Annotated in this window: 10 protein-coding genes; 4 read left to right on the forward strand and 6 right to left on the reverse strand. The window is 75.3% G+C overall.

Features of this window, described 5'->3' with window-relative positions; all coding sequences use genetic code 11:
• Window positions 1-113: 113 nt before the first annotated feature.
• The 4 genes from AC1DT4_RS13395 to AC1DT4_RS13410 all read left to right on the forward strand — a co-directional run bounded on the left by AC1DT4_RS13395 (window position 114) and on the right by AC1DT4_RS13410 (window position 3,468).
• Window positions 114-527 (forward strand): VOC family protein, encoded by a 414-nt coding sequence (locus AC1DT4_RS13395; protein ID WP_477090289.1) that lies wholly within the window; start codon window positions 114-116, stop codon window positions 525-527.
• Window positions 528-738: 211 nt separating this feature from the next.
• Window positions 739-1,404, forward strand: coding sequence for a class I SAM-dependent methyltransferase (locus AC1DT4_RS13400; protein ID WP_477090290.1), 666 nt, complete (start codon window positions 739-741; stop codon window positions 1,402-1,404).
• Between the two features lie 154 nt (window positions 1,405-1,558).
• A complete protein-coding gene (locus AC1DT4_RS13405) occupies window positions 1,559-1,711 on the forward strand; it encodes a hypothetical protein (RefSeq protein ID WP_477090291.1) in 153 nt (50 codons plus the stop codon).
• A complete protein-coding gene (locus AC1DT4_RS13410) occupies window positions 1,708-3,468 on the forward strand; it encodes a glycosyltransferase family 2 protein (RefSeq protein ID WP_477090292.1) in 1,761 nt (586 codons plus the stop codon). The genes AC1DT4_RS13405 and AC1DT4_RS13410 overlap by 4 nt, the downstream gene beginning before the upstream one ends.
• 6 nt (window positions 3,469-3,474) lie before the next feature.
• Here the strand turns inward: AC1DT4_RS13410 and AC1DT4_RS13415 are convergent, their stop codons facing one another.
• The 6 genes from AC1DT4_RS13415 to AC1DT4_RS13440 all read right to left on the reverse strand — a co-directional run.
• Window positions 3,475-4,158, reverse strand: a complete 684-nt coding sequence (locus tag AC1DT4_RS13415; protein ID WP_477090293.1) for a hypothetical protein — start codon at window positions 4,156-4,158, stop codon at window positions 3,475-3,477.
• 21 nt (window positions 4,159-4,179) lie between these two features.
• Window positions 4,180-6,906 (reverse strand): hypothetical protein, encoded by a 2,727-nt coding sequence (locus tag AC1DT4_RS13420; RefSeq protein WP_477090294.1) that lies wholly within the window; start codon window positions 6,904-6,906, stop codon window positions 4,180-4,182.
• Window positions 6,903-10,079, reverse strand: coding sequence for an FtsX-like permease family protein (locus tag AC1DT4_RS13425; RefSeq protein ID WP_477090295.1), 3,177 nt, complete (start codon window positions 10,077-10,079; stop codon window positions 6,903-6,905). Before AC1DT4_RS13425 ends, AC1DT4_RS13420 begins: the two co-directional genes overlap by 4 nt.
• Window positions 10,072-10,770: an ABC transporter ATP-binding protein gene (locus tag AC1DT4_RS13430; protein ID WP_477090296.1), complete on the reverse strand. Its 699-nt coding sequence runs from the start codon at window positions 10,768-10,770 to the stop codon at window positions 10,072-10,074. The genes AC1DT4_RS13425 and AC1DT4_RS13430 overlap by 8 nt, the downstream gene beginning before the upstream one ends.
• On the reverse strand, window positions 10,767-11,675 hold the full coding sequence (locus AC1DT4_RS13435) for an ABC transporter ATP-binding protein (RefSeq protein ID WP_477090297.1): 909 nt from the start codon (window positions 11,673-11,675) through the stop codon (window positions 10,767-10,769). The genes AC1DT4_RS13430 and AC1DT4_RS13435 overlap by 4 nt, the downstream gene beginning before the upstream one ends.
• Window positions 11,676-11,843: 168 nt before the next feature.
• A partial coding sequence (locus AC1DT4_RS13440) for a hypothetical protein (RefSeq protein WP_477090298.1) occupies window positions 11,844-12,023 on the reverse strand: 180 nt, incomplete at its 5' end.

Here is a 12,023-nt window from a genome sequence, read left to right on the forward strand (position 1 = left end):
CGGTGACGGGGGTCTTGCCGCAAGCCCCCCTGTGCTCTATACCTTGAGAAGGGAGGGCACCAGGTGCTCTCCCTCTCTCATGGGCTCTCCGCCCCGATCGCGAGGGGGCGGGCATGGACGTCCAGCTCAGCATGCTCGGCGTGATCGTCCGCGACATGCCCGCTGCGCTGCGCTTCTACCGGTTGCTGGGACTCGACATCCCGCCCGGCGAGGACGAGAAGCCGTTCGTCCTGCACCGCATGGCGAGCGGCGTGACGATCTTCTTCGACACCGTGTTCGCGGCCCGGTACGACACCGACCACACCCTGCCGAGCGGTGGCGGCTACAAGACGCTCTTCGAGTTCTACCTCGGCGACGACGATGCCGTCGACGCGAAGTACGCCGAGCTCACCGGCGCCGGCTACCACGGTCGGATGGCGCCCGAGCAGACGTCGGGCCCCTACGCGGCGATGGTCGACGACCCCGACGGCAACGTGGTGCTCCTGCCGTCGGACGACGCGCTCGGCACGACATCCCCTGCCGTGTGAGCGTTGACAGCTGGAGATCTCACTGTGATCCGGCGTCGCGTAGACGCGCTTGCTGCGCTCGTTGCCGGGCTCGGTGCGGCGCCCGACCACGCCGCGCCGCTCGAGCCCCTGCAGGAGGCTCGAGACGCTACCCCGGGTCCATCCAGCGCGACATCGCCGAGCAGTGGGCTCCGGTTGTCTGCGGCTCAGCGCCTGGCTAGGGTCCGACGCCATGGCCGAGCCCCGTCCCTGGCAGGCCGAAGCCGACCGGCTCGGCAACGACGACCCGTCCGCGCCCACCGGCTGGTTCGAGCGGCTCTGGGCGTCCGCCGCGGTCGGTGACGTGACGACGCCGTGGGACCACGACGACCCGCACCCGGCGCTCGCCTCGTGGGCCGGCGCTCCCGGATCCGGCAACGCTCGCGGCACGGCCGTCGTCGTCGGCTGCGGGCTCGGCGCCGACGCGGAGCACCTGGCCCGGCTCGGGTACGAGACGACGGGGTTCGACATCTCGCCGTCCGCCGTCGCCGCGGCCCGCGGCCGGCACCTCGGCTCCCCGGTGACCTACGCCGAGGTTGACCTGCTCGACCTGCCGTCCGCGTGGCGCGGGGCGTTCGACCTGGTCGTCGAGATCTACACCGTCCAGGCGGTGCACCGATCCGTCCGCGCCGAGCTGACGGCGGGCGTCCGCTCGCTGGTGGCGCCCGGCGGCACGCTTCTGGTCATGCAGGCCATCGCCGAGGAGGCCGACGAGAGCGGACCGCCCTGGCCCCTCACCCGGCCCGAGATCGAGGCGTTCGGCCGGGACGGGCTCTCGGCCGTGTCGATCGAGCAGCTCCCGCCCCCAGGCCGCTCTACGCGCCCCACCCTCTGGCGCGCCGAGTTCCGCCGAGCCTGACGCGAGGGCACGTTCCGTACGCCGGCGGGCCGCCACGGGTAGGTCCGCTGCGCGCCATCAGGCGAACGCGAGCGCGAGATGCCCGATGTCCGCCAGATCCCGGGCGCTAGGCTGCCGACAGAGCTGAGTGGCCCACTCGCGGAAGGTTCGCTCGATGCCGTTGTGGCTGATCGTGACCCTCATCGGGGTGGCGCTGGCGGTCGGTGGCTTCGCTGGGCTGGGCGCGATCCTGCTCTGGGTCGGTCTGATCATCGTCCTGATCGGCCTCGTGACCGCCGTCGTGACTCAGCGCCGGAGCGGTGGATGACGCAGCCCGTGGCCGAGACGCTGCACCGCCGGGCGGCCCGGCTCGGCTGGGTCACCGCCGCGCTCGCGCTGGCCGCGGCGCTGCTCCTGGGATGCGCGATCTGGCTGCTCGCGACGAGCGCTCCCCGCATCGTCCCGGACGCCGAGGTCGCCATCGCGATCCTGCCCGTCGACGTCGAGCTGAGGGCGCCTCGCCCGATCGTCGTCCTCGGCGTGGGCCTGGCGGTCGCCGCGTTCCTGGTCGCGATGGCGGCCCAGCAGACTGCCACGGCCATGCGCGTCCTGTCCCGGGGGCGCGGCCTCGCGCAGCCGGTGCCCCGCGACCTCGCACGGCTCCGACGCCTCGTCCTCGGTGCCGCCGCCACGCGCGCGCTCGGGCTGGACGGTCCGCCGGACTGGCCGATCACCGCCGTTCCCGCCGAGGCCGACGTCGCCGGACTCGTGGTCCGGTGCACCGTCCTGATCCCCGCGCACGACGAGGAGGCGGTGATCGATCGGACCCTCGTCTCGCTGCTCGGCCAGCTCCGCCCACCGGACCGGGTCATCGTCGTGGCGGACGACTGCACCGACGCGACCGTGCAGATCGCCCGGGACCGGGGCGTCGAGGTCGTCGAGACGGTCGGCAACACGCAGGCCAAGGCCGGTGCGCTCAACCAGGTGCTGGCCCGGTTGCTGCCGACCACCGGTGCCGCGGACGTCGTCATGGTGATGGATGCCGACTCGACGATCTCGCCTCGGTTCCTCGAGGTGGCGCTCGGCATGCTGGACGACGACCCCGACCTCATGGCTGTCGGCGGACTGTTCTCCGGCGAGGACGGCGGCCGGGTCCTGGCGCAGATGCAGCGCAACGAGTTCGCGCGCTACCAGCGGGTCCTCAGCCGTCGAGAAGGCCGCGTGTTCGTCCTCACCGGCACCGCAGCGGTGGTCCGGGCGTACGCGTTGCGCGCCGTCGCGGAGGCCAGGGGCACCCTGATCCCCGGCCGGTCCGGGGACGTCTACGACACGCTCGCGATGACGGAGGACAACGAGCTCACCCTGGCGTTGAAGTCGCTCGGCGCGACGCTGGTGTCGCCTCCCGAGTGCAGGGTCGTCACGGAGGTCATGCCGACGTGGCGGGACCTGCGCAAGCAGCGCAACCGCTGGCAGCGCGGGGCGCTGGAGAACATCGGCGCGTACGGGTTGACGCGCACGACGCTCCTCTACTGGTGGCAGCAGGTGGGTCTGGCCTACGGGGTCATCGCCCTGCACGCGTACCTGCTGCTGACCGTGATCGCCCTGCTGGCGGCGGACGGGTTCCGGTGGTCGGCGCTCTGGACGACGATCGGGCTGATCTTCCTTCTCGAGCGGGTGGTGACCGCGTGGGCGGAAGGGTGGCGGGGCCGGTTGCTGGCGACGCCGTTGGTGATCGAGCTGGGGTATTCGGTGTTCCTGCAGTGGACCTTCGTCGTCTCGCTCCTGCAGATCGCGGGCAAGAAGCAGTCGGGCTGGAACTACGTCCCGAGGCCCACGGCCACCGCCGCGCTCGCCCTGCCGGTCCTGCTGGCCCTGCCCGGGATCGGCCGGTGGAACCCGTTGCCGTCCTCGGTGCTGCAGTCGACCTGGTTCGAGGCGCTGAGCCTGTTCGTCGGCGTGAACACGCTGTTCTACGCCGTGCTGTGCGTGTTCCAGATGCTGCCGCCGATCCGCCGGTCCGTGCACCGGATGCAGGCGCGCCGAGCGGCTCGGCACCCGCGGGCGATCGGGGTGCTCCCTGGGTGACGCTCGTCAGGCGACAGCGGACTGCTTGGCGAGATGCCGCGCGCGCAGCCGGCGCAGCATGGGCGGCGAGGCGAGGACGCCGACGAAGAGGAGCTCGAGCGCCAGGCCGTAGAGCATCAGCGGGAAGACGAACCGCACCCAGCCCTCCGCGATGACCCAGCCGGTCGCCATGGTCACGAACACGACGCCACAGATCACGTAGACCGCGGACTGCACCCACATCATCCGGTGGAGGCCGCGCAGGTGAGGCACGGCGCCGGGGAACGCCGCATCCAGGCCACGTGCGTCCCCCACGAAGTCCTGGTCGTCCCACACGAGACCGGCCTGCTCGACCGCCTCCATGACGACGGGCGCCGGGTACCAGCCGGCAAGGTGCTGGGGGAGCGACGATCCGCTGATCCCCTCGCCGGACGGGAACGACCCGAGGATCGCACCGGTCGTGTCGGTGACGACGTACCGGTCGATGAGGCCCGAGCCGAAGCGGCTGGGGAAGGCGGTGCGGACCTTGGTCACCGTGTGCGCCTGCCCGGGCTGGTCACCGATCGGCGCGCTGAAACCGCCGTGGTGGTACCAGCGGTAGGTCGGCGGAGTCCACGAGACGCGGTCGGGTCCGAGCTCGACCGACGAGCCCTCGTACTGTCGTCGGATCAGCTTGGCGTCGTAGTGGCCGTGGTTCGGCTCGAGCAGCACAGCGTCATCGTGCCGCATCCGTCAGCGCACCCGCAGCACCTGTCCCAGCCGCTCACGGCGGCGAGCGGACGACTCGACCGCGACGACCACCAGCACGGTCGCCGCGAGGAGCGCGACCGGCACGACCGTCCACCACGGCACCACCACCCCGGGGTCGGCCACCTGACCGGTGACCAACCGCAGCGCGAGCGGCGCCACGAGCGCCCCGACGAGAACCACGCCGAGCAGCACCCCGCCCACGGCGGCCACGAGCGTCGGAGGTAGCAGCTCGCCGGCTGCGACGCGCGCCGCACCCCGCCCGCGCAGCCCCAGCACACGAGCCGCCGCGAGCGACCGGGCGCGCCCGGGAGCGGAGGCCGCAGCGTCCAGGACGACGATGATCGTCGCGAACCCCGCACAGAGGGCAGCGACCAGGATGACGAGCGTCAGCAGACCGCCGTCCAGCGGGTCCGACCGCCGGTCCGCGAGCCACTGCGCGCGGCCGAGCACGTGGGCACCGACGGTCGGGGCCGCCGCGCGGGCCGCCGCCGCCGCACGCGGGCCGACCGCCCACACGGTGTCCGGGTCCGCCACCGCGGTGTCGGCGCGCTGGGAACCGGCTCGAGCGGCGGCGACCGCCGTGACGACCGCGGTCAGCGCCGCGCGGTCCACCACGACGGTGGGACCGGCGGTCGTCTCGTCGGGCTGCTGCGCCGGCAGCGCGGGCGCCGCTCCCACGGGCTCGAGGTCGACGGTCACGCCGCCCCAGCTCAGCGACGGATGGGTCCCCAGCAGCGCGGCGGGAACGAGCGCGGGCAGCGGACCGGGTGCGGTGCGGGTCGCTGCGGCGCCGGACGAGTCCGCCAGCGCGGTGAGCGCCGGGGCGACCCCGAACGGCGTGCGGGCGAGCAGCTCGCCGTATGGCGCCGGGTCGACGGCGAGCACCCGCACGGTGTCGACGCCGCGCACGCCGAAGAGCTGGGTCTGGGCCCGCACCCGGGCCACCGCGACCGCGTCGACGCCGTCGGCGGCGGCCAGCTCGTCCGCGAGATCCTGCAGCGACGCATCCGGCGACGTCGTGCGCACCACGACGTCTGCCCCGACCGCGTCCCACGACCCGTCCGCCTGACCGGCGCGTGCGGTGCCGGCGAGCGCTCCGCACAGCGCGACGAGCGTGGTCACCACGACGAGAGCCACGAACGGGAGAACGGCCCCCGTGGAACGCGCGCGCGCCACGGCGAGCAGCGGGCCGGCCCTGCGGGACCTGCGCGCGACGCGCAGCGCGCCGTCCAGCAGCACGGGGACGGCGCGCCACAGCAGCAGAGCGCCGGCCGCCGCGACGAGCGCGGGTGCCGCCGCGAGCATGATGTCCGCGGCGCCGGAGACCGACGCGGCGCCTCGACGGCGCAGGGCGACCAGCGACGCGGCCGCGAGCACCAGCAGCGCAGCCTCGAACGACAGCCGCCGCACCGTGCGGACGCGCTGCGCGAGGCGGCGGCGGTGCCGGTCGGTCGGGACACGACGGACGTCGCTGCGTGCCGCGGTCACCGTCGCGAACGCGGGCGGCGCGAGCACCCCCACGGTCACGACGACCACGACCCAGGGCCAGGTCACCTCGCCCGGTGCTGCGACCTGGCCGAGTGCGAGGCCCACCGCGGCTCCCGCGGCGACGACCACCACGGACTCGGCGCCGGCCCCGTTGGCGATGCCGGCCAAGGAGGCGCCGCGGGCGCGCACCGTGCGCAGCGCCGCCGATCGTCGGCGCGCGAGGAGGTCGGCCGCGACCAGCAGGACCAGCACGGCGCCGCACCCCAGCCCCGCGAGCACCACGGAGGCCTGCGACCAGGTCGCCGCCACGCGGACGCGTGCCTGCGTGAGCAGGAGATCGAGGCGGGACGTGACCTGTGGCCGGGGTCCGGTGGCGCCCAGCAGGTCCGGCGACGCCTCCAGCGCCGCGACCTGGCGGCCCAGGGCGTCCGATCCGGCGTAGTCCAGCGCGTGCGGGTCCACCGCGAAGCGGAAGGTGCGGGTCACGCCGTCCGGCTCGAGCGCAGCGCGGGCGGCGGGGAGCGACGCCGCGGACAGCAGACCGGCCACCACCGTGGTCCGCGCGTTGTCCGGTCCCACCAACCGCGGCCGCAGCACCTCGGGCCGCTCGGTCCACACGCGGTCCCGCGGGTCCTTCGCGTCGAACACGCCGGTGACCACCACCGGCACCGTCGAGTGGTCAGGCATGGCCGCGTCGAAGGTGTCTCCGGCGCCGACGCCGAGCACCCGAGCCACCTCGGCGGACAGCGCGAGCTGCACCGCGCCGTCAGGCCCTGGGCGTCCGGGCGCGCCTCCCGACAGCCAGCGCACCGCGGGCTCCTGTCCGGCCCACAGGTAGGTCATCCACAGGACGCCCCCGGTCGGCAGCCCGGGCGTGCTGAGCGTGAGGTCGATGCTGGTGGCGGCGGCGACGGGCGGCCCGAGCACCGGTTGCAGCGACGGCGGCAGCGCCCGGTCGATCCTGCGCGCCTCGTCGTCGACGCTCCTCGTCGTGTCCGTCGCGCCGGCCGTCGGGTCCGACGCGCCGGGACCGTAGGTGCTGGTGACCACCAGGTCGGCGGCCGGGTCGGCCTGGGCGACGGCCGCCCGGACTGCGGCGTCGGCCCGGTCGCTCAGCAGCCGGGGCACCGCGTCGGTGAGGCCGACCGTGAGCGCCACGACGAGCACGGTGACGAGCAGCGGCCAGAGGTCCGCGCGGGCGCGCCGCCAGGCGGCCCTCATGCGAGCGGCTCCATCCGCAGCCGGGCGATCGTCGAGCGGCGCACGGCGCGGCTCGCGAGCGGGATCACGAGCGCAGCGCACCCGAGCATCAGCGCCAGGACCGTGGCGAGCTGTGCCTGCCACGGCCAGCGGACGACGGCGGCCGGCACCGGCGGCAGTCCCTGGGCCGAGAGCGCCAGCAGAGGGCCGACCGCCCAGCAGGCCAGCGCCCCCAGCAGCCCCCCGGCGAGGATCGGCACCCCGATGAGCACGGCCTGCTCGGCGAGCACGGACCTGAGCACCGAGCGCCGCGGTGCGCCCATCCCACGGAGGCGGGCAACGTCGAGCTCGCGCGACTCCAGCGCCGTGGTGGTGTGCAGCGCGGTCCCGACGAGCGTGAGCACGAGGGCGGCGACGACCAGGAGCGCGGCTGCCGCCCGCTGAGCCGCGCGCAGGGGACCGTCCGCGTTCTCGTGCGCGACGGCGGTGCGGTCCGTCACGGGGCCGATCCCGTCGGCCTCCAGCGTCGCGCCGGCAGCGGAGGGGATGGTGCCGCCGACCCACCACGCGTCGGTCAGGGTCTCGAGGCTGCCCTGGCTGAGGGCGGCGCGCGACAGCATGTCCACATCGGCCAGCACCGCCGCCGCGCGTGGCTGCGACGGGATGTAGGACGTGATGCCACCGACCGTCGCGCGCACGGGAGTCAGACCCAGCGAGAGCTGCACGCCGTCGCCGACGGTGAGCCCGAGCTCGTCCGCCAGCCGAGCCGAGACCACGACGGGCACCTCGTCGACGGGACGGAAGGCGAGCGCGGTGAGGGTGCCTTCGGACCAGTACAGCCCGGGCAGCGAGGCCGTGCCCTCGAGGGTCAGCCGCACGCCGTCCGGCACGTCGACGGCCGTGACGCTCGCGAGCGAGGCCACGACGTAGTCCTCGGTCGGCGCGCGGCCGGCGAACCACGGGCCGCCGCCGGACAGCGTGCCGTCGCGCAGCATGACGTCGATGCCGAATCGGGGGTTGCTCTGCTGGTCAGGGTCGCCCGCGTCGCCGACCGCGGTGAGCCGGGCGTCCACGCCCACCACCCGGACGGCCGCCGGCACGGCGACCGCGAGGTCGTACGCCGTGCCGTCCAGCGCCACCGTTCCCGCCGGCAGCGCCGCACGCGCTCCGTCGCCATCCTGAACGACGAGGCTGAGGGCAGCGGTGAGGGCGACGCCCTCGTCGACGTGGCCCGTCACGACGAGGTCGGCGCTCGTCCCGGTCAGCTGCACACCCCCGACAGAGCCGGACGGAGCCAGGGACGACGTGGCGGCCGCCCAGCCACCGGCCGGGAGGCGGCCGCGCAGCAGCGCATCGGCGTGCCGCGTGTCGACCGCGACGAGCTGCACCGCCTGGTCGCCGCCCTGCGCTCGGGAGCCGAGAGTGACGGCCCGGCTCGTGACGGGGCTGACCTGGCCACCCGTGACGGCGCGCAGCGTGGTGCCCGTGCCGAGCGCACCCAGCTGCGCGGGCACCGACAGATCGGTGCCGACGGCGGCCGCGGCCTGGTCGCGCTGCGACTGCGACCAGGTCGCGGCGAACCCGACGCCGAACGTCGCGCATGCGGTGGCCAGCACCACGAGGAACGCCGCGGCGGCGCCCTGCGGGCGTCGAGCCACCCCCCAGGCCGCGAGAGGCAACGTCAGCGAGCGGGCCGACGCGGCACGCACCTCGCCGCGGCGGGCGAGCAGCGGGAGCGGCCGCAGGACCAGTGCCGCCCCCGCCAGCAGGCACAGCACCGGCGCGACGACGAGGACGGGGTCGGCCGTCGCGCCGCTCCCGATCCGGTGGGCACGCAGCTGCAGGAAGGCGACCGCCGCGAGCGCGAGGAGCAGCAGGTCGGCGCCGGACCGGGCCACCACGCCGACGCGGTCCTCGCGCGTGCCGCGGGGCGTCCCGGTGCGCAGCCAGGGCAGCACGAGGAGGGCACCGAGCGTGACGGAGACGGCGGTGACGCTAGCGACCAGCGGGAGCAGGCCGCCCTCCGGGATGGCCGGGGGGTCCAGGCCGACCGCCCCCGCCAGCACCCGGTACAGCGCGAGCGCGAGCACGGTCGCCGGGACGATCCCCAGCAGGGCCAGCACCCCGGCCTCGACGGCCGCCTGGGCGACCAGCCGCCCGCGGCCCGTCCCGCGGGCGGAGAGCAGCACCGCCTCGGGCGCGCGTCGGCCGGCGACCAGCCGGGCGGCCAGCACCACGGTGGTCGCCGCGAGCGCGCCGCCCAGCAGTGCGACCGCGAGCACGCCGGAGCCGGTCACCCCGTTCTGCTCCCGCGCGGCATGGAGCGTGCGGGCGAACGGCAGGTCCGCCACGACGTTCTGGGCGCGATCGCCCAGCGTGCCGCGCAGGTCGCCGCGCAGGGCGTCGACCCCGACGCCGGCCCGGATCAGGTCGGCGGCACTCGCGCCGGCGAGATCGGGCTGCACGCGCAGGGTGACCCGGCGCAGCGGGATCTCGCTCGCCGCGAGACCGCCCTGCGCGACGACGAACGGGCCGTAGGCGGAGATGTACCCGCGGTAGTTCGGGCTCACCCCGGCCCCGCTCAGCGGGTCTTCCTCCCACCCGGTGCCGGGTCGCGGCAGGAACGTCCCCACGACCGTCAGCCCGCCGCCCGCGTCCGCCGGGGCGACGGCGAGGCCGGTGACGCTGCCGACGTCGAGGCCGAGTGCTCGCGCCGCCGCCAGGGGCATCGCGACCTCGCCTGCCGCGGCCGGCCAGCGCCCCGACACGAGCGTGCCGCGCGCGTCCCGGTCGTCGAGCTCGGCGAGGTAGGCGAGGCGCAGCGGTCCTCCGTCGGGCGGCAGATATCGCATGATGGTCGACATCCACGCGGTCTCGGTCGTCGGCAGCCCGTCGAACGGGGCGCTGATCAGGTCCGAGGCCCCGGCGACGGCGCCCGAGGCATCGCGCGCGGTCGCCGCCACGCGCTCGTCCACGTCGGGGTCGTCCGGGTCCTCCGGGAAGCCGAGCGCGACACCCACCTCGACGTCCGCACCGGGCGCGCGGACGATGGCCAGCTGGAGGGCCCGCTGCGGAGCGTCGGTCAGCAGCAGCACGCACGCCCCGACCAGCGCCGAGCCGGCGATCATGACCGCCAGCACCGTCGCCAGCACGGCCACCTGGGCGCGCCCGCGTCGCCACAGGAGCTCACCCACGCTCGGCAGCCCCGACCAGCCGACCGTCCACCAGGCGCACCGCACGGTCGGCCAGCCCGATCATCACCGGGTCGTGCGTGGCGACCAGCGCCGTCATGCCCTCCGCCTCGACGACGCCGCGGATCAGGGCCATCACGGCCAGCCCGGTCTCGCTGTCGAGCTGCCCGGTGGGCTCGTCGGCAACCAGCAGCCGGGGCGAGCCGGCCAGAGCCCGCGCGATCGCGACCCTCTGCTGCTGGCCGCCGGACAGCTCGTCGGGCCGCTGGAGCCCGTGCGGGGCGAGCCCGACCAGGTCGAGGAGCATCTCGACGCGGCGCTCGCGCTCGGCCACGGGGGCCTCGCGGAGCCGCAACGGCACCCCGACGTTCTCGGCCGCCGTGAGCACGGGGATCAGGCCGAACGTCTGGAAGACGAACGCGACCCGGTCGCGGCGCAGCATCGCCTGGTCGTCGTCGCTGAGAGCCGCCACGTCGATGCCATCGACCAGCACGCTGCCCTCGTCGGGACGGTCGAGCCCGCCGACGACGTTGAGCAGCGTCGTCTTGCCCGACCCGGACCGCCCGACGAGCGCGACGAGCTCGCCCGGGGCGACGTCCAGGTCGACCCCGCGCAAGGCCCGCACGGCCGACCGGCCGCTACCGAAGGTGCGGTGCACGTCCCGGACGTGCACCGCCGCGCCGGGGGCGCTCACCGCGCGCTGCCGTCGGGACGGACCGCGACGTGGTCGGCCTCCAGCGCCAGGCGCACGCGGCGGGTCAGCGCGAGCGCCTCGCGGAAGTCGCGCGGCACCTGCACCCGGCCCGCGCGGTCCATCACGGCGTACTCCTCGTGCGTGACGTCCCCGCCGGCGTCCCGACGCAGCACCTCGCTGCTGGTGCGCCCGTCCCGGATCGCCACCGTGCGCTCCACCAGAGCGCTGACGGTCGTGTCGTGCGTGACGACGACGACGGTGGTTCCGGACTCCCGGTTCGCGGTCCGCAGCGCATCGAAGACCTCCTGCGCCGTGGCGGTGTCGAGCTCGCCCGTCGGCTCGTCGGCCAGCAGGAGCTGGGGCCTGTTGGCGAGGGCGGTCGCGATCGCGACGCGCTGCTGCTCACCTCCGGACATCTCCTGCGGCTGCCGGTCGGCGACGTGTCCGACGCCGACGAGATCGAGCAGCTCGTCCGCCTGCGAGGCCCGGTGCCGGCGGGGCGCGGTCATGGGGAGCGCGACGTTCTGCCGGGCAGTCAGGTACGGCAGGAGGTTGCGCGACGTCTGCTGCCACATGAAGCCGACCATCTGACGGCGGTAGGCCACCCGGTCCCGCGCGTGCATCGCCATGAGGTCCCAGCCGCCCACGCGCACCCGGCCCGCGGTCGGCGCGTCCATCCCGGACAGCACCGCGAGCAGCGTCGACTTGCCCGACCCGCTGGCCCCGACGACCGCGACCATCTCGCCCTCGTCCACCAGCAGGTCGAGCCCCTGCAGGGCCTGCACCTCGACGCTGCCCGACTGGAAGATCCGCACGAGGTTGTCGCAGACGACGAGCGCGTCGTGCCCGAACTGCGCGGGAGGCGGCGCGCCCCCGCCCAGCGCCTCGAGCGTGCTCTCGGACACCAGCGCTCCCTCCGTCGGACCATCCCCCCGCAGGCTAGGCCGATCCGCGCCGCCCGGAGGGCGAACATGCTGCTCCGGGCGAGCTTTTCCGCACTTCTGCGCGATCGGCCGGGGAGCGACGGATCGCCAGGACGGCGTCCCGTCCTGCTCTCGTCCGTCAGCCCAGGCTCAAGCCCGACGGCTCCGACGCCCCAGGCCGACGAGGACGGTCCCGGTCACGACCGCCGTCGCCGCGAGCAGAGCCACGGGCGCCTCGGTGGAGAGGCCGGTCGAGGCGAGCTGCGGGGCCGAGGTTGCGGCGGTGGCCGGCTGCGCGGCGGCCGGCACCGCAGCCGGGGGGTCGGCCGG

The sequence above is a fragment of the Cellulomonas sp. P4_D11 genome, assembly GCF_056401915.1.

Excerpts from the sequence above, each read along its gene's own strand:
- AC1DT4_RS13395 (WP_477090289.1), top strand. The coding sequence starts at position 114 with ATGGACGTCCAGCTCAGCATGCTCGGCGTGATCGTCCGCGACATGCCC.
- AC1DT4_RS13400 (WP_477090290.1), top strand. The coding sequence starts at position 739 with ATGGCCGAGCCCCGTCCCTGGCAGGCCGAAGCCGACCGGCTCGGCAAC.
- AC1DT4_RS13405 (WP_477090291.1), top strand. The coding sequence starts at position 1,559 with ATGCCGTTGTGGCTGATCGTGACCCTCATCGGGGTGGCGCTGGCGGTC.
- AC1DT4_RS13410 (WP_477090292.1), top strand. The coding sequence starts at position 1,708 with ATGACGCAGCCCGTGGCCGAGACGCTGCACCGCCGGGCGGCCCGGCTC.
- AC1DT4_RS13420 (WP_477090294.1), bottom strand. The coding sequence starts at position 6,906 with ATGAGGGCCGCCTGGCGGCGCGCCCGCGCGGACCTCTGGCCGCTGCTC.